The 19945-nt window shown below is 63.7% G+C and carries 20 protein-coding genes; 12 read left to right on the top strand and 8 right to left on the bottom strand.

Annotation, left to right across the window (positions count from 1 at the left end; translation table 11 throughout):
• Nucleotides 1-67: 67 nt before the first annotated feature.
• Together sphantq_RS05485 and sphantq_RS05480 are read right to left on the bottom strand one after the other, a co-directional pair.
• The gene (locus sphantq_RS05485) at nt 68-364 is read right to left on the bottom strand and encodes an RNA-binding S4 domain-containing protein (protein ID WP_066604172.1); all 297 of its coding nucleotides are present in this window, start codon (nt 362-364) and stop codon (nt 68-70) included.
• Nucleotides 357-3188, bottom strand: coding sequence for a helicase-related protein (locus sphantq_RS05480; RefSeq protein WP_272799779.1), 2832 nt, complete (start codon nt 3186-3188; stop codon nt 357-359). Before sphantq_RS05480 ends, sphantq_RS05485 begins: the two co-directional genes overlap by 8 nt.
• Before the next feature lie 149 nt (nt 3189-3337).
• Between sphantq_RS05480 and sphantq_RS05475 the strand changes: the two genes are divergently transcribed.
• Entirely contained in the window at nt 3338-4729 is a 1392-nt protein-coding gene (locus sphantq_RS05475; RefSeq protein WP_272799778.1) for a BNR repeat-containing protein, read from the top strand.
• Between the two features lie 2 nt (nt 4730-4731).
• Here the strand turns inward: sphantq_RS05475 and sphantq_RS05470 are convergent, their stop codons facing one another.
• Nucleotides 4732-5637, bottom strand: a complete 906-nt coding sequence (locus tag sphantq_RS05470) for a hypothetical protein (RefSeq protein WP_272799777.1) — start codon at nt 5635-5637, stop codon at nt 4732-4734.
• Between the two features lie 277 nt (nt 5638-5914).
• Between sphantq_RS05470 and sphantq_RS05465 the strand changes: the two genes are divergently transcribed.
• A complete protein-coding gene (locus sphantq_RS05465) occupies nt 5915-7399 on the top strand; it encodes a M23 family metallopeptidase (RefSeq protein ID WP_272800185.1) in 1485 nt (494 codons plus the stop codon).
• A gap of 100 nt (nt 7400-7499) precedes the next feature.
• On the top strand, nt 7500-8279 hold the full coding sequence (locus tag sphantq_RS05460; protein ID WP_272799776.1) for a nucleotidyltransferase family protein: 780 nt from the start codon (nt 7500-7502) through the stop codon (nt 8277-8279).
• Nucleotides 8280-8365: 86 nt separating this feature from the next.
• Here sphantq_RS05460 and rnhA read toward each other — a convergent pair whose 3' ends face one another.
• The 3 genes from rnhA to ispH form a co-directional block, all read right to left on the bottom strand.
• Complete coding sequence (gene rnhA / locus sphantq_RS05455) at nt 8366-8812, bottom strand: ribonuclease HI (RefSeq protein WP_224548359.1); 447 nt, start codon at nt 8810-8812, stop codon at nt 8366-8368.
• A 104-nt stretch (nt 8813-8916) separates the two neighbouring features.
• On the bottom strand, nt 8917-9894 hold the full coding sequence (gene thrB, locus sphantq_RS05450) for a homoserine kinase (protein WP_272799775.1): 978 nt from the start codon (nt 9892-9894) through the stop codon (nt 8917-8919).
• A gap of 3 nt (nt 9895-9897) precedes the next feature.
• Complete coding sequence (ispH, locus tag sphantq_RS05445) at nt 9898-10857, bottom strand: 4-hydroxy-3-methylbut-2-enyl diphosphate reductase (RefSeq protein WP_129926817.1); 960 nt, start codon at nt 10855-10857, stop codon at nt 9898-9900.
• 188 nt (nt 10858-11045) lie between these two features.
• Between ispH and sphantq_RS05440 the strand changes: the two genes are divergently transcribed.
• The 9 genes from sphantq_RS05440 (at nt 11046) to tatC (ending at nt 18258) form a co-directional block, all read left to right on the top strand.
• Complete coding sequence (locus sphantq_RS05440; protein ID WP_066605600.1) at nt 11046-11654, top strand: hypothetical protein; 609 nt, start codon at nt 11046-11048, stop codon at nt 11652-11654.
• A gap of 161 nt (nt 11655-11815) precedes the next feature.
• On the top strand, nt 11816-13540 hold the full coding sequence (gene argS / locus sphantq_RS05435) for an arginine--tRNA ligase (RefSeq protein ID WP_272799774.1): 1725 nt from the start codon (nt 11816-11818) through the stop codon (nt 13538-13540).
• A 10-nt stretch (nt 13541-13550) separates the two neighbouring features.
• Nucleotides 13551-14273, top strand: a complete 723-nt coding sequence (locus sphantq_RS05430; RefSeq protein ID WP_272799773.1) for an SPOR domain-containing protein — start codon at nt 13551-13553, stop codon at nt 14271-14273.
• Between the two features lie 67 nt (nt 14274-14340).
• Nucleotides 14341-15354, top strand: coding sequence for a beta-N-acetylhexosaminidase (gene nagZ / locus sphantq_RS05425; protein ID WP_066605597.1), 1014 nt, complete (start codon nt 14341-14343; stop codon nt 15352-15354).
• Nucleotides 15355-15356: 2 nt separating this feature from the next.
• Nucleotides 15357-16133, top strand: a complete 777-nt coding sequence (locus tag sphantq_RS05420; protein WP_272799772.1) for a segregation and condensation protein A — start codon at nt 15357-15359, stop codon at nt 16131-16133.
• Nucleotides 16130-16723: an SMC-Scp complex subunit ScpB gene (gene scpB / locus sphantq_RS05415; protein ID WP_066604149.1), complete on the top strand. Its 594-nt coding sequence runs from the start codon at nt 16130-16132 to the stop codon at nt 16721-16723. The genes sphantq_RS05420 and scpB overlap by 4 nt, the downstream gene beginning before the upstream one ends.
• 27 nt (nt 16724-16750) lie before the next feature.
• Nucleotides 16751-16993 (top strand): twin-arginine translocase TatA/TatE family subunit, encoded by a 243-nt coding sequence (locus sphantq_RS05410; protein WP_066604147.1) that lies wholly within the window; start codon nt 16751-16753, stop codon nt 16991-16993.
• Between the two features lie 27 nt (nt 16994-17020).
• Nucleotides 17021-17482 carry a Sec-independent protein translocase protein TatB gene (gene tatB, locus sphantq_RS05405; protein WP_066604145.1) on the top strand — a complete coding sequence of 154 codons (462 nt, stop codon included), beginning with the start codon at nt 17021-17023 and terminating at the stop codon, nt 17480-17482.
• The gene (gene tatC, locus sphantq_RS05400; RefSeq protein ID WP_066604143.1) at nt 17479-18258 is read left to right on the top strand and encodes a twin-arginine translocase subunit TatC; all 780 of its coding nucleotides are present in this window, start codon (nt 17479-17481) and stop codon (nt 18256-18258) included. Before tatB ends, tatC begins: the two co-directional genes overlap by 4 nt.
• 187 nt (nt 18259-18445) lie before the next feature.
• On the opposite strand, the gene sphantq_RS05395 is transcribed toward tatC, so the two are convergent.
• Entirely contained in the window at nt 18446-18574 is a 129-nt protein-coding gene (locus sphantq_RS05395; protein WP_066604140.1) for an entericidin A/B family lipoprotein, read from the bottom strand.
• Nucleotides 18575-18934: 360 nt separating this feature from the next.
• Nucleotides 18935-19906, bottom strand: coding sequence for a cell wall hydrolase (locus sphantq_RS05390; protein WP_272799771.1), 972 nt, complete (start codon nt 19904-19906; stop codon nt 18935-18937).
• Nucleotides 19907-19945 lie beyond the last annotated feature (39 nt).

Genomic DNA, 19945 nt, shown 5'->3' with positions numbered 1-19945 from the left:
GGATATTGTTGCCCGATGTTTAGGACCGGTTTGACCGGGCGGCTGAGGCTGCCCCTATGATGCGCGCTCACGCGCCGATCGTCAGTTCCTCGTAGCAGCCCTGCGCTTCGGGCGCGGGGCCGCGGCGCGTGGGAAGCTGGATCACGCGCACCACGCGCACCGCGTCGCCATGGGGGAAGGTGATGAGGTCGCCCGTGCGCACCGGCGCGTGGGCGCGCTCGATGCGGCGGCCGTTGAGGCGGATATGGCCGGTTTCGGCCAGCTTTTGCGCGTTCGACCGGCTGGAGCACAGCCGGACGAACCACAGATATTTGTCGATGCGCAGGCTCGGCCCATGGCCGATGCCGGTCACCGGGTTAGTCATTGCGGCCGAGCAGGTCGGCGAGCCCCGCAAAGGCGTTGTTGACCGGGGCCGGGCTGCTGCGATGCGCCGGGGCGCCCGCGCGGTCGCGCTGCTGGCGCTCTCCGCCGGACTCGGCGCCACCGGACTTTCCGCCAGCGGGCTTGCTACCGCCGCGCTTGCCCTCACTCGGCTGGCCATCGCCCTGCTTGTCGGCGCGGCGCGGTCCGCGCGCTTGCTGTCCCCGTTCGGGCCGTGGCTTTTGCCGGCCTTTGAACACCCAGTTCGCGGCGTTGACGACAGGGGCTTCTGCGCCCTCTGCCCCCTCGGTCGGCTCTGCCCCTTCGACCGCTTCGACGCCCTCCGTGACCGCGACGGGCGCTGGGGCAGGGGCCTCCACAGGGCGGAACCCCGCAAGGCGCATCAATTGCAGGAAGGAGGGTTCGGACAGGCCCAGCGACACGATCTGCGGGCTGACATGGGTGAAGGCCTCGTTCCTGGCGATGGCTTCATGGGCGGTGCGGGCCATGCGTTCGGCCATGTCGATGCGCAGCATCTGCTCACCAAAGCCGCGGAAGCCGGCGATGCGCGCGCCCATCTGTTCGAATTTCTCGCCTGCCGGGATCAGGGTGAGGCCGGGGCCGGGCAGCGGCAGGCAGGGCTTGCCGATTCGCACGGCCATCAGCGCAGAGCGCCAGCGCGCCGCGCCCGGCTTCAACAGGCCGGGATGATAGATGTCGAGCACGCCGATATCGATGCCCGCCTTGCGCAGAAGGTGGCGCTGGTCCTTGTCGAGATGGCCGAGCGCCGAATCAAGGTCGATCCGCGCGATAACGCCGCCCGCATCGCCCAGTTGCGCGAACACGGCGCGGACCACGGCGGGCACTTCGGGGTCGAGCGCACTGTCGTTCATCTTGACCAGCGGCAGGAGATGCTTCTGCTTCTGCGCATCGAACCAGGCGGTCAGGCGCGTGGCGACCTGCTTCTGCACATCCTGATCCAGGTCAAGAATCGCGCGATCCAGCCGAATTTCTGGCGCGAGCAGGGCTGGCCCCGCCAGCAGCGTCGCCACCGGCGTTTCGCCCCAGGCGATGCCTGGCGCCTGTCCTGCTTCGTCCATGAGCGCGAAATCCGTATCCGCCGCGCCCACCAGTTCGTCTGCCTTCACTCGCAATACCTTTCCAAGGCGCCGTTCCGCGGCCGCCAGCAACATCTTTCGATCCTGATGTCGCGTAGCGGGATCGACCGAGAATCGGAAGCCGTCAAGTTTTCCGATCGTCTCGCCATCGACACAGACGCTCCCGTCCGGGTCCACGACGACCGGCAGGTTGCTGGCGTTCTGCCCGATATCGCGCAGCAGGACCGAGGTGCGCCGGTCCACGAAACGCTGCGTCAGCGCGGCGTGCAGCGCATCGGACAGCTTCTCCTCCAGCGCGCGGGTGCGCTCGGCCATCTCGGCGGGATATTCCAGCCAGTCGGGGCGATGGGCGATATAGGACCAGGTGCGCGCCGCCGCGATCCGGCCCGACAGCGTGTCGATGTCGCCCTGCACCGAATCGAGTCGCGCCAGATTCTGTGCGAACCAGTCGCGGGGGATGTAACCCCCTCCCGAACCAAGGCTTTCTTCCGACAGGAAGCGCCAGATGCGGTTGACGACGCGGGCGTGATGGTCCGCGCCCAGTTTCTGGAAATCGGGCAGGCTGCTGGCGGCCCAGAGCCGTTCGACCTGGCGTTTGGCCTTGACCCGCTCGATCACCAGCGGGTCTTCGGCCAGCCGCTTGAGCACGGCCAGGTCCACCGCCTGCGGCGCGGCGCGCAATTGGGGGCGGTCTGGGCGTTTTTCCAGGTCGGCGATCAACTGGTCCAAGCGGTCGGTGCGGGGCGTGCCGTCGCGCCAGAAAAGCTGCTCGATCGGCGGGAAACGATGCGCTTCGATCGCTTCGATCTCTTCGGGCGTGAAGGTGGCATCGCCATCTTCGCCGCCCAGGCTGCCGAAGGTGCCGTCCTTGTGGTGGCGGCCCGCACGCCCGGCGATCTGCGCCATTTCGCTGACGGTCAGGCGGCGGGTGCGATGGCCATCGAACTTGCGCAGCGAAGCGAAGGCGACATGCGCGACGTCGAGGTTGAGGCCCATGCCGATCGCATCGGTGGCGACCAGATAGTCGACGTCGCCATTGAGGAACATCTGCACCTGCGCGTTGCGGGTACGGGGGGATAGCGCGCCCATCACCACCGCCGCGCCGCCGCGAAAACGCCGCAGCATCTCGGCGACGGCATAGACCTCTTCGGCGGAGAAGGCGACGATGGCAGAGCGTTTGGGCAGTCGGGAGAGCTTCTTCGCGCCGGCATAGGAAAGGGTGGAAAAGCGCGGGCGGCCGATGATGTCGATATCGGGGACCAGCGACTTGACGACACGGGCGATGCTGGCGGACCCCAGGATCATCGTTTCCTCCCGGCCCCGCGCCCGCAGCAGCCGGTCGGTGAAAATATGGCCGCGCTCCGGGTCGGCGCCCAGCTGCGCCTCGTCCAGCGCGACGAAGGCGTAATCCTTAAGACCGTTAGGGGCGCCTCCGGCCTGCAGGCCTATGTCGATTGGCATCGATTCGGCCGTACAGAGAAAATAGCGCGCCTGGGGCGGCACGATCTTTTCCTCGCCGGTGATGAGCGCGACCTGCTCCGGCCCCTTGATCGCGACGACGCGGTCATAGACTTCGCGCGCCAGCAGCCGCAGCGGAAAGCCCATCATGCCGCTCGAATGGCCGCACATCCGCTCGACTGCGAGATGGGTCTTGCCGGTATTGGTGGGACCCAGGACGGCGGTGATGGGGGAACGGGCGAACTGGGCCATGGTCCACCCTATGTCGGGTAAGCGGAGTTTATTCGCAACCCGGCATTTGATTTGCTCTTTGGAAGCGAAGGCGACACGAAAAGGCTGACAGCATGAACTTTGCGGACCGTCGGAGGTTTCTATCGCAGATGCGAAGTGGAAATGCCTTTATGAAAATGCGCAGTGAAGCAGGGTTTGGTCTTTTGGCGATGGTTTTGCCGTTGTCGCATGTGGTTTCAGCAAATGCGCAGCCTGTACGTTGTGCAGAGGCGAAATCTGACAGTTCCGTAGCGGGCTGGAATATGGTGCGGCTTGGTGACGCCTGGTCTGGCGTTAATGTTACCTATCCTGCGATTAAGCATAAAGGGAATATCTATTTCGGCTTTTACGATGCTGATCGACGGTTGAGTGTTGCGAAATATGATCCCAAAACGAAGCGGCTTTGTGTAGGTCGAATCGGATCTGTTTTCGCGGGCTGGGATAGTCATAACGGCATTGCTATGGCATTTGATGCTCAAGACAGATTGCATATCGCCGGCAATATGCATGTATCTCCGCTAATCTACGCTCGTGCGACATCCCCCAATAGCGTGGATAGTTTTGTACTGCAAAAAATGGTCGGCACAGAGGAAAATAGAACTACTTACCCGCGTTTCGACCATGACAATTCAGGGCGTCTGATCTTTATTTATAGATCGGGCGGGAGCGGTGACGGCAAATGGATAATCAACGTCCTTCATGGAACGAAATGGAGCAGGGTGAATGCTTCGGCATTTTTGGCCGATCACGATCAGGAAGGGCCACTTTCTGCGTATCCTACTGACTTCGTGCGCGGCGATGATGGGACGTTCCATTTAGCAATTGTATGGCGTCGGAAGTCCGACCCGGCGACGAATTTTCTTGTAAGCTATGCTTCAACCAGAGATTTTAAAAATTGGTATGGCGCAGGAGGGCGTCGAATTGGCCATATCCTCGATCCAAAAACCGCTGAAACGGTCGATCATGTCGGCGCGAATGGCGGATTGGTCACGAAAGTGGGTTTGTCGCTTGATCAGGCTGGCACACCAAAGATCGCCTATTCTAAATACACGGCTGATGGTCATAACTCACTGAGTTTGGCGAGCTTTTCGTCGGGTCGATGGACCAGTAGGATGATAGCGAAAAGTGATAACCCCAACAAGGTTTCCAGTAGAGCCAATGCCATGAGGAGCGATGTCGTGCGTTTTGCGCAGTTCGATGCCAAGGGCGCATCCATCATAGTGACCTTTCCTGATGAAAAGCCCCGAAAGGTTGGTTTTCAGTCGACAAAGGGCAACGCATCGCCATCGCATGGAAAAGGGAGGCGTGTGCAAGGTCCACCGATTCCCGCAATACCAAAAGGATTGCTGCAGGCGACTTTGAGGAGGGTTGCCGTTTTGGAGGCGGACGGAAAGCCAAGCGAAGCAGTCATCCAATATTTCGCACAAAGCGCCAAGCGAGATCGTGCCATTGATTGCACGAAAACCGAAGCCCGCGCGTGCGCGCCGCCAGCTTCGCCCATTTTGCTCATGTGGCGCCGGTAATTTCACATAGCGGCTCGCTTTTTAGCAAATGGGCCAGGAACGCTATACAAATAATGCGCCGGCTCTGATTCCAATAATAATTTTGCTGTCCTGTATAGCATATTGCTAAAGCTGGACTGATGCAGCCCAACATAAGCTGGAGTTAATAATCCAATTTCAAAGTCGAGATTGGCATTTTTAATACTGCTTTCAGGGAATTGAAACTTATCCATAAGGTCGGACTTAAATATCAAATCGATTCCCAATCTGTCACGCGCTTCATCTTTTATTTCTTCAGTGGTCCAAGGCATGGCTTTCTGGTCACAAAAAACGAGCCAACGCTTGTATCCCTTTAATTCAGGAGTGTTCGCTACCTTAATCAAAATATCATATGGTGTAAGCAAAAATGTTCCACCTGGTTTCTTTTCCAACAATTTGCGCGCATGATGTTGCCAATCTTCTTCTACTCTAAGTTGTACTGCGGCGGTGTTATTTCCAAGATATTTTGATATATTCGACGCTAGGTCGCGGAGCGGCGGTGAAGCGCGTAAAGCGCCTAGAAAACGCCCGAAAAACTCTACATTATCTGGATCGGCTATAGCTTCACAGCCATAATCAAAACATTGTTTCCACGGTACCATGATGCGACCGGGAGAACTTGGCCGAGAAAGATTTTCACTCTGCATCCAAGATTTAACTTTGCCAATGTCAAATACTTCGGCAATGTCTACCCAGGAATGTTCAACCAATTCAGATTTCTTGGCGCTGAAATCAATAATTTTTGACGGAAGGATCGCGCCGCCTCCCTTTTGCTTCGCAAAGGAGAGTAAGCCAAACAAACACATTTTCTGATTATTCAATCCTGCCCGTGCCGGCTTTGGCCGAGTCATGAAAATGCTGTCTGTTCCGTCTGATTCGATAATATCCATAACGCCAATCTATAAGCTCCCCCATTTTCCGCGCAACACCGCTGTAATTTCCAGTAGTCGTCAAAACGAAAGCGGATAAGCGTGATCTGCGCACGCTCCGTCGCCGTGTTGGGCAGCGTATGTGGCCATTAAATTGACTTTAACCCTGTGCGTTCACAACAGTCCCGCTCACGCATGGCGCGGGGGACGTTGCCGGCGCAGCGATGATAAAGATGCCTTTGGGGTCGCGGGTTTGTTTCAGGAAAGCCAGTTCGGGTCGCAGCAGGGCGGCGCATCCATGTCGCTATGGATGGCCGATGCGCTTGGGCGCGCGCCCATGGCGGCGCCCAAGGATTGGCGGGCACGCCTGCGCGAATGGGCCGATGAAGTCGAACTGGTCCCGGACCTCGCCGAGCGGGTTGGCAGCCGCACTTGGTTCCGCGGTCTTTTTACCTGTTTCGGCCTGTGCGCCACCGCCCTTTATCTTTCGCCCAGTTTCCAGCCGATTCCCGGCCTGTCCGGCGCGCCTCTGAGCGACGCGCATTATGACGAAGTGCGCAGCCAGATGATGACGCCGCTCGCACTGGGCGCGGACAGCGGCCGGCATATGGGCGCGACCGATGCGGTGCAGCCGCTGCGCGAAACCCCCGAACGCCCGCAGATCGAACTGAGCGCGCAGATCGGCAGTAGCGACACGCTGCCCCGCGCGCTGTCGCGCGCCGGGGTCAGCAGCGGCGACGTCGAGACGATCATGTCCATGGTCGGCGGCGATATGAGTGGCGGGTTGAAGCCTGGCACCCGGCTCGACATCATCCTGGGCCGCCGCGCCAGCCGCGACCGGCCCCGGCCGCTCGACAAGCTGGCGTTTCGCGCACGGCTCGACCTGGCGCTGGAACTGACGCGGGCGGGCGGCGTGCTGTCGGTCAAGCGCGTGCCCATCCGCGTCGACAATACGCCGCTGCGCATCCAGGGGGTGGTCGGCGACAGCATTTATCGCTCCGCCCGCGCGTCCGGCGCGCCGCCCAAGGCGGTGCAGGCCTTCCTGCGCGTGATCGCGGGGCAGGTCGATCTGGGCGGCATCGGCGCGGGCGACCGTTACGACATCGTCACGGAATATCGCCGCGCGGAGACGGGCGACGTGGAGGTAGGCGACCTGCTCTATGCCGGGCTGAAGCGTGCGCGCGGCAAGTCAGTCGACATGCTCAAATGGACCAGGGACGGGCGGACCGAATGGTTCGAGGCGTCGGGCGTCGGCGAACGGCGCGGCGTGCTGTCCGCCCCGGTCGCCGGGCGCATGTCGTCGGGCTATGGCCAGCGCCGCCATCCGATCCTGGGCTATACGCGGATGCACGCGGGCATCGACTTCGCGGCCCGCTACGGCTCCCCCATCTATGCCGTCACCGACGGCGTGGTCGCCTTTGCCGGGCGGCATGGCGGCCATGGCAATTATGTCCGCATCCAGCATGGCGGCGGCCTCGCCACCGGCTATGCGCATATGAGTCGCATAGCGGCGGCGCCGGGCCAGCGGGTGCGACGCGGCCAGGTGATCGGCTATGTCGGCTCCACCGGCCTGTCGACCGGGCCGCATCTCCATTATGAACTGTATCGCAACGGCGCGACGGTCAATCCGCTGTCGGTGAAATTCACCACCACTGCGCAACTGGCGGGGGCGGAACTGGCGGCGTTTCGGGCGCGGCTGGCGCAATATCAGGGGCTGCGCGTGGGAATCCACGAGGCGTTCGCGCAAAAAGCCGCGGCGGCTCCGGCGGCGGCGGGCAAATAAGCGGCTTTTCGCACGCCGCCCGCTCCGCTTTTCCTGTTTTTCCGCATTCTGCGAGTCGTCGTCTGTTCCAGCCGACTTCAGAATGTTCTAGGGCGCGGCGATGACTGGTTCCATCACCGCCATCCTGCTCGCGGGCGCACGCCCCATCGCCGATCCGCTGGCCACCGCCGCCGGGGTGCCTGTCAAGCCGCTGGTTCCGGTCGGGGGCGAACCGATGATCAACCGCCCCGCCCGCGCGCTGCTCGACCATCCCGCGATCGGGCAGGTCATCGTGCTGACGCAGCGGCCCGACGTCTTTGCCGCCGATCCGGCTACCGCCTGGCTGGCCGACCATCCGCGCGTGCGGTTCGAGACGGGCGGGCAGGGGATCGCCTCGTCGCTGCTGGCGTTGCTGGAGCGGGGCGACCTGCCGTTTCCGATCCTGCTGACCACGGCGGACCATGTGCTGCTCGACCGGACGATGCTCGACCAGTTCGTGGCGGAAGCGAGCGGCGCGGACATCGCCGTCGCCATGGTGGAACGGGCGACATTGCTGGCGCGCTATCCCGATTCGCGGCGGACCTGGCTCAAATTCCGCGATGGCTGGTGGTCGGGCGCGAACATTTTCTGGTTCGGCAGCAACAAGGCGCGTCCGGTGATCGCGCTGTGGCAGGAGGTGGAGCAGGACCGCAAAAAGGGGTGGAAGATATTGGCCGCCTTCGGGCCTTTCGCCCTGCTGGGCGCTCTGTTGCGGGTGATGACGCTGCGCGGCGGCATGGGGCGGATCGGGCGGAAATTCGGCCTGACCGCGCGGCTGGTGGCAATGGACAGCCCGGAAGCGTGCATCGATGCCGACAAGCCGGCGGACGTGACGCTGATCGAGGCGATTTTGCGGGGGTAAGTGAAAAGCGCCATGGGTTCTTGCCTTCGCGGGAACACGCGGCCTTTTCTATGTCTCGACTGCGCTCGATACGAACGGTAGGCCTGTCACCGTCGAAAGCTCTCCGCCGCGGCGCAGGCGAGCGCATCGGCGCGCTCATTTTCCGGGTGGCCGGCATGGCCCTTGACCCATTGCCAGGTCACCTGATGGGGGGCGATCGCCTTCACCAGCAATTGCCAGATTTCGACATTCTTGACCGGCTTGTTGTCCGCGGTGCGCCAGCCGCGCTTCTGCCAGCCGAAAATCCATTTGGTGATGCCGTCCAGCACATATTTGCTGTCGGTGTAGAGCGTGACCTTGCACGGTTTCTTGAGCAGGTTGAGGGCCTCGACCGCCGCCATCATCTCCATGCGGTTGTTGGTCGTCTGCGCCTCGCCGCCGGAAATCTCCTTTTCGGTATCGCCAAAGCGCAGCACCGCGCCCCAGCCGCCCGGACCGGGATTGCCCTTGCAGGCGCCATCGGTGAAAATGTCTACGGTAGGGAGGTCGGTCATGGAAACGAAAACCTATATTTCCGCTGGCCCTGAGCTTGTCGAAGCGCTTTCCTTTCTTCTGAGAAGAATAGGGCTTCGACAGGCTCAGCCCGAACGGCTTGCAATTATTGACCCAGCAGCGCCGACGGGTCGGCGCTGGCGTAAAAATCCAGCCGGCGCAGATAGGCGAGCGGGTCTTTGCGCGTTACCAGCGCGTCGGCCGGGGTGTTGATCCAGTCATAGGCGCGGGTCAGCAGGAAGCGCAAAGCCGCGCCGCGGCAGAGGATCGGGAAGGCGGCGTGTTCTGCCTCGCTCAGCCCATGGGCCTCCATATAACCCGCACCGATCGCCGCGCCGCGCGCGTCATACCAGGTCGCGCCGTCATTGCTGAAGCACCAGGCGCTGTGGGTGACGGCCAGGTCGTAGGCGCGGATATCGGTGCAACTGAAATAAAAGTCGATGAGGCCGGTCACCTCTTCGCCCAGCATCAGCACATTGTCGGGAAACAGGTCCGCATGGATGACCGACCGGGGCAGGTCGGCGGGCCAATGGGCGTCGAGGAAAGCCAGTTCCGCTGCCACACGCGCGGCCAGGCCGGGCTGGATCTGGTCGAAATCGTCGCCGCATTTCGCCGCCAGGTCGTGCCAGCCGGCGATGTCGAGCGCATTGCGCCGTTCGCCCGCAAAGCCCTGCGCCGCCTTGTGCAATTCGCCCAGCGCCACGCCGGCGGCGCGCGCCTGTCCGGGGGTCGGCTCGGTAACGGAAATGCCGGTCAGAAATTCGATCAGGCAGGCGGGGCGGCCGGAAAGCTGCTGGAGTCGGCTGCCTTCGCGATCGGCGATGAAGCGCGGCACCAGGCAGCCGCGCGCGCCCAGATGATCGAGCAGGTCCATGAAGAAGGGCAGGTCGGCCTCATCCACGCGCTTTTCGTAGAGGGTCAGGATATAGCGATGGCCGCTTCCGTCCACCCCGGTGGTTTCCAGCAGGTAATTGCTGTTCTCCACCCCTTCGGCGATGCCCTTCGCCGATACCAGCCGGCCGGCGTCATAGCGGGTGAGGAAGGCGGCGATTTCTTCGGCGGGCACATGGGTGTAGACGGCCATGGTTCAGGCGGCCTCCAGTCCGCGGGGCAGCTTGAAGGCGATCGTCTCGCGCGCGGTTTCCACCTGCTCTTCCTCGACGGTGAAGCGTTCCGCCAGCCGGTCGACCACTTCGCGCACCAATATCTCCGGCGCGGAGGCGCCCGCGGTCAGGCCCAGCGTCGTCACGCCGTCCAGCCAGGCGAAGTCGATTTCACTGGCGCGCTGAATCAGACGGGCGGGCGTGCCTTCGCGCTCCGCCACTTCCACCAGCCGCAGCGAGTTGGAGCTGTTGGGCGCGCCGATGACGTAGAGCGCCTGGCAGCGGGCGGCGATCGCCTTTACCGCGGTCTGGCGATTGGACGTGGCATAGCAGATATCCTCGCCCTTGGGTGCGGCGATGGTGGGGAAGCGGCGTTCCAGCGTGGCGACGATCGCGGCGGTATCGTCCACCGAAAGCGTCGTCTGGGTCAGGAAAGCCAGATTGTCGGGGTCGGCGGCGGCGAAAGCCTCCGCATCTTCGACCGTCTCGACCAGGGTCATCGCGCCGTCGGGCACTTGGCCGAAGGTGCCGATCACTTCGGGATGGCCCTTATGCCCGATGAACAGGATGTGGCGTCCGGCCTCCACCTGCCGCTCCGCCTGGCGATGGACCTTGCTGACCAGTGGGCAGGTAGCGTCGAGATAGTCCAGGCCGCGCTGCTCCGCCTTGGCCGGCACCGCCTTGGGCACGCCATGGGCGGAAAAGACGACCGGCACGCCATCGGGCACCTGGTCCAGGCTTTCGACGAAGATCGCGCCCTTGGCCTTCAGTCCGTCGACGACATATTTGTTGTGGACGATTTCGTGGCGGACATAGACCGGCGCGCCATAGGCCTCGATCGCCTTTTCGACGATGATGATCGCGCGGTCGACCCCCGCGCAAAAGCCGCGCGGCGCGGCGATCAGGAGCTTCATCGGCGGGCGGGCGAAGGGCGCGTGCGTCATGCCCTGCCGCTTAGGCGAATGTGCGGCCGGAAGAAAGAGCGAACCGGACGAAGACGCGCACCCGAAAGCCGCGTCCTTGCAGTTGCGTGGCGGGCGGTGGATGGATAAGGAAGCGCAAAGCTTCTGGCCCGTTGCGCCATGTGAAGGAATATCTGCCTGTGAAAGTGTCTCATATCGCCGTGACCGCCATGCTGGCCCTCGCTCTGGCGGGCTGTTCGCGCCGGGGCGAGATCGACGCCACCGGCGGCATCGTCGCGGTGCGTTCGGCCTGCCCGACAGCGGCGATCCCGGCGCAGACCGGCGACATCACGCTCTTTTCCGCTCCCGGCCGCACCGACGCGGCGGCGATCGACGTGGTGGCGAACATCACCAACCTGCGCTCGACCTGCGCGGACGGCGATCAATTCTATACCGAGGCGACCTTCACTGTGAACGCGCGCCGCAGCGACGCCAGCGCCGCGCGGCAGGTCACCTTGCCCTATTTCTCCGCCGTGGTGCAGGCGGGCACCAACGTCGTCGCCAAGCGCGTCGGCCAGGTGACGCTGAACTTTGCGGCGGGCGATTATCGCGCCAGCGCGCAGAACAAGGCCGGTTCCTATGTGAACAAGTCGGCCGCGACGCTGCCCGCCGAGATCCAGGCCAAGATCACGCAGAAGCGCAAGCCGGGCGACGCCGACGCCGCGATCGATCCCTTCGCCCAGCCCGACGTCAAGGCGGCGTTGCAGCGAACCAGCTTCGAGTTGCTCGTGGGTTTCAACCTGACCCAGGATCAGCTCCGATATAACGCGACCCGTTAAGAGCCAGTCTGAACTACAAATTTAGCCGTTCGTGCTGAGTAGGGGCTGAGCTTGTCGAAGCCCCGTATCGAAGCATGGGTGCAATGCAGTCCTTCGATACGCCCTTTCGACTTCGCTCAATGGCTACTCAGGACGAACGGGCGATGATAGGACCATATTCAATGTCCCTTTACACCCGTTTCACCGCCCATCTCGACGCCGTGCTCGACGCGCTGGAGGCCGAGGGCATATTGCCAGCCGGCCTCAACCGAAAGCCGGTGACGGTCGAGCCGCCGCGCGACCCGTCGCATGGCGACCTCGCCACCAACGCCGCGATGGTGCTGGCCAAGCCCGCAGGCACCAATCCGCGCGCGCTGGCCGATGCGATCATAACCAAGCTGCAGGCGCTGGACGAGGTCGAGCGCGCGACGATCGCCGGTCCCGGTTTCATCAACCTGGCGCTGACCGATCCGACCTGGCGCGCGGAACTGGCCGCGATTCATGCCGACGCCGATGATTATGGCCGGTCCGACCTGGGGCAGGGCGTCACCGTCAATGTCGAATATGTGTCCGCCAACCCGACCGGGCCGATGCACATGGGCCATTGCCGTGGCGCGGTGGTGGGCGACGCGCTCGCCACGCTGCTGGAATATGCCGGGCATAAGGTGATCCGCGAATATTATATCAACGATGCAGGCGGTCAGGTGGACGTCCTCGCTCGCTCCGCCCATATCCGCTATCGCGAGGCGTTGGGCGAGGATGTGACCATTCCTGACGGCCTCTACCCCGGCGATTATCTGGCGCCGGTGGGGCAGGCGCTGGCCGCCGAATATGGCGATGCGTTCGTGGGCGCGCCCGAAGCCGACTGGCTGCTCACTTTCCGCGGTTTTGCCGTGGCGCAGATGATGGACCTGATCCGTGCAGACCTTGCGCTGCTGGGCATCCATCATAACATTTTCTCGTCGGAAGCGGAATTGCAGGCGGCGGGCAAGCCGGACGAGGCTGAAGCCTGGCTGCGCGCGCATGACCTGGTCTATGACGGCGTGCTGGAAGCGCCCAAGGGCGAATTGCCCGACGATTGGGAGCCGGTCGAGCTGCCGCTGTTCCGCTCGACAAAGTTCGGCGACGATCAGGATCGCCCTATCAAGAAGTCTACGGGCGCATGGACCTATTTCGGTGCGGACATGGCCTATCATTACCAGAAGGCGCAGTCCGCCGACCAGTTGATCGACATCTGGGGCGCGGACCATGCTGGGACCGTGAAGCGCATCCAGGCCGCCGTCGCCGCGCTGACCGAGGGCAAGGCGCGGTTCGACGTCAAGCTGATCCAGATGGTCCGCCTGCTGCGCGACGGCGAGCCGGTGAAGATGTCAAAGCGCGCGGGCAATTTCGTGACGCTGGCCGATGTGGTGGGCGAAGTGGGCAAGGATGTCGTCCGCTTCACCATGCTGACGCGCAAGGCCGATGCCCAGATGGACTTCGACTTTGCCAAGGTGGTGGAAGCGTCGAAGGACAATCCGGTCTTCTACGTCCAATATGCCCATGCGCGGATCGCCTCGCTCGGTCGGCGGGCGGAGGAGGCGGGGATTGTGCTGCCCGCGCCCGACCTGTCCCTACTTGGGACGGCGGAATTGGCGATCGTCAAGCTCGCAGCGCAGTTCCCGCGGGTGGTGGAAGGGTCTGCTTTGGCGCGTGAACCGCATAGAATTGCCTTCTATCTCAATGATTTGGCATCATCCTTCCACGGCTGGTGGAATATGGGCAATGACGATCCGCGCGCGCGCGTCATTCTGGCCGACGATCCGGCGCTCACCGCCACGCGGCTTTTCCTGAGCCAAGGAATAGGGCAGATTATCCGCAACGGCCTCGCCATCATGGGTGTGACCGCGTTGACGGAAATGCAGTGAGGCGCTGGAAATGAGCGATTATGCGCGTGGGCGACTGGATCTGGACGATGAAGATCGTCTGCCCTGGCTGGAGCCGGCGATCGACGATGACGGTGACGAGCCGATCTCGCCGCTGCGGCTGCTGGGCCTGATCCTGCTTGGCCTCGCGCTGATCGGCGCGGTGGTTGCGGGCGTGTGGTGGATGCAGCACCGCAATGGCGGCGGCGCTGCGGGCGAGGGGCAGCTGATCGCCGCGCCGACGCAGGATTACAAGATCGCCGCCAACGAAGCCGACGCCAAGAAGTTCGACGGTGAAGGCGATGCCAGCTTCGCCGCCAGCGAAGGCGTGCTGCGCGACGGCCGCATTGATCCCAGCCGCGTCCCCGAAGCGCCGATCGCCAAGACCGCGCCTGCGCCTACCGCGCCCGCGCCCGCCGCGCCGAACAAGCCGGCCGCCAGCGTGACCGCGCGCGTCACCGACGAAACCGGCGTCCAACCGTCGCAAGCGCCCAGGGCCGCCGCCGGTGGCGCGATGATCCAGCTCGGCGCCTATGGCAGCGCATCGGGAGCCAAGGATGCCTGGACCAAACTGTCCAAGCGCTTCGCCTATCTGGCCCCGCTCGCCATGACAGTCGAACCGGCGCAGGTCGGCGGCGGCACCGTCTATCGCCTGCGCGCCAGCGCCGGTGGCCAGGCGAACATGATCTGCGGCAAGCTCAAGGTCGCGGGCGAAAGCTGCCTGGTCGTCAACTGAGGGGAGGGGAAGGGCGCTCTGCTCTTCTCCTTCGACAATGTCCTTCCGCGTCGCTACCATCGGCCATATGAAACCCGTCATATTCGGCCTGTCCGGCGAAACCTTGACCGGCGACGAGCGCGCCTTCTTCGCAGAGGCGCAGCCCGCCGGTTACATTCTGTTCAAACGCAACATCGCGGACCGGGGGCAGGTGCGTGCGCTGACCGACGATCTGCGCAGCCTGCATGGGCGAGACGACCTGCTCATCATGATCGACCAAGAAGGTGGCCGGGTGGCCCGGATGCAGGCGCCGGTGTGGCCCAGCTTTCCGGCGGGGGCGCAGTTCGACCGGCTCTACGATCTTGCGCCGTCCAGCGCGATCGCGGCGGCGCGCGCCAATGCCCGCGCCATCGCGCTGACTCTGGCGGAGGTCGGGATCACCGTCGACGCGCTGCCGCTGCTCGACGTGCGGCAGGACGGCGCGAGCGACATCATGGGCGACCGCACGCTGGGCGCGGACCCGATGCGCGTCGCCGCGCTGGGCCGCGCCACGCTGGAGGGGCTGGCCGAAGGCGGCGTGGTCGGCATCGTCAAGCACATGCCGGGGCATGGCCGGGCGATGGTCGACAGCCATCTCGCCCTGCCGGTGGTGACCGCCAATCTCAACGCGCTGGAAACCGACCTGGCCCCGTTCCGCACGCTCAACCAGGCGCCGATCGGGATGACCGCCCATGTCGTTTATACCGAATGGGATGCGCAACACCCCGCCAGCCTCTCGCCGACGATCATCGGGGAGATCATCCGGCAGCGGATCGGCTTCAACGGGCTGCTGATGTCGGACGATTTGGACATGAAAGCGCTCAAGGGCGGCATCCCCGACCTTGCGGCCGGCGTGGTCGCGGCGGGATGCGACCTGGCGCTCAACTGCTGGGGCAGAATGGACGATATGGTCGGGATCGCGGACCTGCTGCCGGCGATTACGGACAAGGCGCGCGCGCGACTCGACCGGGCGATGGCGTCGGTGACGCGCGGAAAGGACCAGCCGCCGATCGCGGAATTGCTGGCGACGCGGGATATGCTGCTGGGGCTGGTGGCGGCCTGAGCGTGGACGACCTCTTCATCGCGCCCGCCATCCCCAGCCCGGAAACGCTCACCGTCAGCTTCGACGCCTGGGAGGGGCCGCTCGACCTGCTGCTCAGCCTGGCGCGGACGCAGAAGGTGGACCTGCGCGAAATTTCCATCCTGGCGCTGACCGAACAATATCTGGATTTCATCGACGGCGCGAGGGAATTGCGGCTGGAGCTGGCGGCGGACTATCTGGTGATGGCCGCCTGGCTCGCCTATCTCAAATCCTCGCTGCTGCTGCCGCGGCATGAACAGGCCGATCCCAGCCCCGAAGACCTGGCGCTGCGGCTGCAATTGCGGCTCCAGCGACTCTACGCCATGCGCGACGCGGCCGCCCGGCTGATGGCGCGCGACCGGGTCGGCCGCGACGTCTTCACCCGGCGCAAGCCCGAAGGGCTGCGGCTGGTCAAGAAGGCGCTATGGCGCGCCAGTCTCTATGACCTGATCCAGTCCTATGGCCAGATTCGCGCCCGCACCCAGCCCGCGGTCCATATCATCGCAGTGCGCCCGGTGATGACCTTGGACGAAGCGATCCATCGGGTTGGATCGCTGGTGGGCGCTGCGCTCGACTGGACCCGGCTCGAATCCTTCCTGCCGCCCGGTCTCGACGCGCCCAGGGCGAAGTCGGCGCTGGCCAGCAGCTTCGTCGCGGCGTTGGAACTGGCGCGGCAAGGGCGGTTGGAAATGCAGCAGGACGGTATTTTTGCGCCGCTCTACCTGCGCGCCGCGACGCCGAATCAGGAGGCCGTGGCATGAGCGTGGAACCTGACGACTTCCTGCGCGCGGTGGAGGTCGTCCTGTTCGTGGCGGAAACGCCGCTGACGCCGGCGGAAATAAAGCTGCATGTCGGGGAGGGCGGTAATCTTGCCGCTGCGCTGGGCGCGCTGGCCGATCATTATGCCGGGCGCGGGGTCAATCTGGTCGAACGGGGCGGGCGCTGGCATTTCCAGACTGCGCCTGACCTGGCCCACATCCTGCGCCGCGAGAAGGACGAACCGCGCAAATTGTCGCGCGCGGCGATGGAGACGCTGGCGATCATCGCCTATCATGAGCCGGTCAGCCGCGCGGAGATCGAGGCGATCCGCGGGGTTCAGGTGGCCAAGGGCACGCTCGACGTGTTGATGGAGGCGGGCTGGGTGCGCCCCGCCGGCCGGCGCGAAGTGCCGGGCCGCCCGCTCATCTATGCGACGACCGTAGATTTTCTGTCACATTTCGGGCTTAGCAGCCGGCGCGACCTTCCGGGCATGGACGATCTGCGCGCCGCAGGCCTGCTCGACCCGGTCGATTTGGCGCTGGAGGGTCTGGGCGGTCAATCCGTTGTGGAAAATGACGAGGAAGACGCCTAGATAGGCCTTCTGCTAGGAGTATAAAAAATGGGTTCCTTTTCGCTGATGCACTGGGTCATCGTGCTCCTGGTCGTCATGCTGCTGTTTGGCGGCGGTCGTATTTCCGGCCTGATGGGCGATGTGGCCAAGGGCATCAAGAGCTTCAAGAAGGGCATGGCTGACGATAGCGACGACGATGTGACGCCGGCCAAGCCCGCTACGCGCCTGGAGGGCCATCGCGTGCCTGAGCAGGATGCGCCGAGCGCGACCGAAGAAAAGACCAAGGCCTGATCCTCTAGCGCAGGCCGGTAGTCCCGCATGTTTGGTATCGATTCGTCCGAATTTCTGGTGATCGTGATCATTGCCGTGATCGTGATCGGGCCGAAGGATCTGCCGCGCGCCTTGTACAAGGTGGGGCAGATCGTCGGCAAGGCGCAGGGCATGGCCCGTCATTTCCGGACCGGCATCGACGCCATGGTGCGCGAAGTGGAGCTGGAAGAGCTGGAAAAGAAGTGGGCGGCGCAGAACAAGCGGATCATGGACGAGCATCCGCCGGAAGTCGCCGCGACCGAAGCCTTGCCGGCGCCGGGCGAATCGGCCGCGTCTGAAACCGCTGCGAACGACCGGCCGCCCGATGTGGCCGAAGCGCCGGTGGAAAAGCCGCCCTTCGTCGCCGAATCGGCGCCTGTCGCGCCCCCTGCGGCGGACGGCCCGCCCTATGTCGCGGAGGCATCGGCTGAGCCTGTCGCGCAGCCACGCAAGAGTGATGCAGGCGCATGATCGGGGATATCGACGACAGCAAGGCGCCCTTGCTGGACCATCTGATCGAATTGCGCGGCCGTTTGCTCAAATGCGTCTATGCGTTGGTGGCGACCGGGGCGATCTGCTTTTATTTTTCCGAGCAGCTATTCGCGATCCTGGTCCATCCGCTCAAGGAAGCGTTCGGCGACGGCGGCGGCAAGCTGGTCTATACCAAACTGTATGAAGCCTTTTTCGTGCAGGTGAAGATCGCCTTTTTCGGCGCTTTCTGCCTGTCCTTTCCGATCATCGCCAACCAACTCTGGGCCTTCGTCGCGCCGGGTCTCTATGCCAAGGAAAAGAAGGCGCTGCTGCCTTTCATCCTGGCGACGCCCTTCCTGTTCGCGATGGGCGCGAGCCTCGCCTATTTCGTGGTGATGCCGACCGCCTTCCACTTTTTCCTGGAGTTTCAGGGCAACAGCAGCGGCCTGCAGGTCGAGGCGCTGCCCAGCGCGGACGCCTATCTCGGCCTCGTCATGCAATTCATCCTCGCCTTCGGCATCAGCTTCCTGATGCCGGTGCTGTTGATGCTGCTCAACCGCGCCGGCTTCGTCACGCGGGCGCAGTTGATCGGGATGCGCCGCTACATGATCGTTGCGGCCTTCATCCTGGCCGCCGTGCTGACCCCGCCCGACGTGGTGTCGCAACTGATGCTCGCGATCCCGCTGCTGCTGCTCTACGAAATCACAATCGTCGCGATCTGGTTCACCGATCGCCGGGCGGCCAAGCAAGAGGCGGCGGAAGAGGTTTCGGCCTGAACTAAGCGGTGGTGGGTTGAAAAGAGGATCGGAAGTTCTTTTTCTCCCCCCCCCCGCAGGCGGGAGGGGGAATAACGTCCCTATTTCGCGTCAAAGCGCCGCGCCCGACCCGAAAAAAAAGGCCCGCCGTTTGACGGGCGGGCCATGCTAGGGAGCGGGGTAGTAACCTATAGGGTCTGCGCGACCCTTAATTCGCGGATCTTTCCACGGCTTCGCCGGCGCTCTGCACGTCGCGGCCTGCGCCTTCGACCGTGTTGCACGCTACGACCATCAGCGACCCGGTGAGCAGCAGCGCGGTCAGGATTTTCTTCGTCATCGGAAATCTCCTCGTCAAAATCTGTGACCGGATGGCGGCGCCATCACAGTGACGAGGGAAGAACCCGCGCTTCGCTGATACGTTCCGCAGCCGAAAAGAATAAAGATTTCAAAGAGAAAAGCCCCAAAAAAGTCTGAGCCCGGAACGCGTCGGGGGGAGAGACGTTCCGGGCTCATATTTTGTGGATAGCAAGAGCGGGGGGCAAAAGATTTGCTATCCGGAATGTAGAACCCGCCATGGCACAAATCGGTTCCCGGTCGAGTACAAAAAAACCATTTTTTAAAATGCCTTTTTTCCAGCTACTTCGATGCTCGGCTCATCGTTAACCAAAAAAAAATCGCCGGTTCCGGAAATCGTGGGTCAGATGAGCGGGCGGCCGCTGTTGCGATATTCCGGCCGGATGGTGGATTCCGGCAAGCCATCATCGGCATTTTGCGGTGGCGGCGCGGGCGTCCAGCCGGTGCGCGGCGTCATTGGGGGCAGGGCTTGGACGGGTGGCGTATAGGGTGCCGCAAGCATCTCGACCGGCTGCACCGGGCGCGCGGGCCAGCTGGTGCGCGCCGGTCCCGAAATGGTCTCGCGCCCCAGATAGGGGGCGGCGAAGGCTGCGGGCGTGCCGTTGAAGCCGGGATTGCGGTAAAAGATATGCGCGCCGATCACCGCCACCGCCTGCAGGCTGGACGACCAGTCGGGCCGCACCGCCAGCGTATGATAATGGGTGGCCAGGCCGACCGGGGCATAGACCTTCCCCGCCAGCGCGTCCTGCGCCACGCGCCGCGCCCGCACCCAGGCGGCGGCGGCGGGGACCCGCGCCATCGCCCCATCGCAACTGAAGGTGAACTGGCATTTATAATCGCGGCGTTCCGACCCCTGATAGACGACGCCGCAGACGGTATCGGGCCAGAGTTGGCTACGCACGCGATTCAGCACTACCTGCGCCACGGCGCGCTGGCCATCGTCCGGCTCATTGGCGGCCTCGTAATAGATGGCCGATGTCAGGCAATTGAGCGCGCGATAGCTGTCGAGGCCGGTGAGGCCGCGAAAGACCGTGGCGGGCGCGGCCTTCACTTCGTCCAGCCCCAGCACATGCTCGCTCTGCACTGTAACCACGCCGGGCACCGGATCGAACGCGCCTTGCGCATAGAAGAAGGCTGAGCCGGGAAAGTTTGCGCCCGCATCTTCGGCCGGATCGGCCAGCGATCGGCTCTGCTCGCCATCCAGCATGTCGAGCGGCGCGGCGGTGATCAGGCGCGGCGCGGCGAGCAACAGCAGCGCGATCGCAAGGATCGCTCCATGGCCCTTCCATCCCCGCATTTGCGCAAAAAGCCGCATTTCAAGCCTTGTCGCCGTGCGACCCCATGTCGCCCAGCT

Origin of the sequence: Sphingobium sp. AntQ-1, from assembly GCF_028538045.1 — a bacterium.
GTDB classification, from domain to species: Bacteria; Pseudomonadota; Alphaproteobacteria; order Sphingomonadales; family Sphingomonadaceae; genus Sphingobium; species Sphingobium cupriresistens.
This window is presented reverse-complemented; position numbering and strand designations above follow the sequence as displayed.

Bases quoted from the DNA above. Each gene is read 5' to 3' on its own strand.
- sphantq_RS05470 (WP_272799777.1), bottom strand. From the start codon at position 5,637: ATGGATATTATCGAATCAGACGGAACAGACAGCATTTTCATGACTCGG.
- tatB (WP_066604145.1), top strand. From the start codon at position 17,021: ATGTTTGGTATCGATTCGTCCGAATTTCTGGTGATCGTGATCATTGCC.
- sphantq_RS05390 (WP_272799771.1), bottom strand. From the start codon at position 19,906: ATGCGGCTTTTTGCGCAAATGCGGGGATGGAAGGGCCATGGAGCGATC.
- tatC (WP_066604143.1), top strand. From the start codon at position 17,479: ATGATCGGGGATATCGACGACAGCAAGGCGCCCTTGCTGGACCATCTG.
- sphantq_RS05460 (WP_272799776.1), top strand. From the start codon at position 7,500: ATGACTGGTTCCATCACCGCCATCCTGCTCGCGGGCGCACGCCCCATC.
- sphantq_RS05430 (WP_272799773.1), top strand. From the start codon at position 13,551: ATGAGCGATTATGCGCGTGGGCGACTGGATCTGGACGATGAAGATCGT.
- sphantq_RS05465 (WP_272800185.1), top strand. From the start codon at position 5,915: ATGTCGCTATGGATGGCCGATGCGCTTGGGCGCGCGCCCATGGCGGCG.
- sphantq_RS05475 (WP_272799778.1), top strand. From the start codon at position 3,338: ATGAAAATGCGCAGTGAAGCAGGGTTTGGTCTTTTGGCGATGGTTTTG.
- scpB (WP_066604149.1), top strand. From the start codon at position 16,130: ATGAGCGTGGAACCTGACGACTTCCTGCGCGCGGTGGAGGTCGTCCTG.
- sphantq_RS05440 (WP_066605600.1), top strand. From the start codon at position 11,046: ATGCTGGCCCTCGCTCTGGCGGGCTGTTCGCGCCGGGGCGAGATCGAC.
- sphantq_RS05485 (WP_066604172.1), bottom strand. From the start codon at position 364: ATGACTAACCCGGTGACCGGCATCGGCCATGGGCCGAGCCTGCGCATC.
- thrB (WP_272799775.1), bottom strand. From the start codon at position 9,894: ATGGCCGTCTACACCCATGTGCCCGCCGAAGAAATCGCCGCCTTCCTC.
- sphantq_RS05395 (WP_066604140.1), bottom strand. From the start codon at position 18,574: ATGACGAAGAAAATCCTGACCGCGCTGCTGCTCACCGGGTCGCTGATG.
- ispH (WP_129926817.1), bottom strand. From the start codon at position 10,857: ATGACGCACGCGCCCTTCGCCCGCCCGCCGATGAAGCTCCTGATCGCC.
- sphantq_RS05480 (WP_272799779.1), bottom strand. From the start codon at position 3,188: ATGGCCCAGTTCGCCCGTTCCCCCATCACCGCCGTCCTGGGTCCCACC.
- nagZ (WP_066605597.1), top strand. From the start codon at position 14,341: ATGAAACCCGTCATATTCGGCCTGTCCGGCGAAACCTTGACCGGCGAC.
- argS (WP_272799774.1), top strand. From the start codon at position 11,816: ATGTCCCTTTACACCCGTTTCACCGCCCATCTCGACGCCGTGCTCGAC.
- rnhA (WP_224548359.1), bottom strand. From the start codon at position 8,812: ATGACCGACCTCCCTACCGTAGACATTTTCACCGATGGCGCCTGCAAG.
- sphantq_RS05410 (WP_066604147.1), top strand. From the start codon at position 16,751: ATGGGTTCCTTTTCGCTGATGCACTGGGTCATCGTGCTCCTGGTCGTC.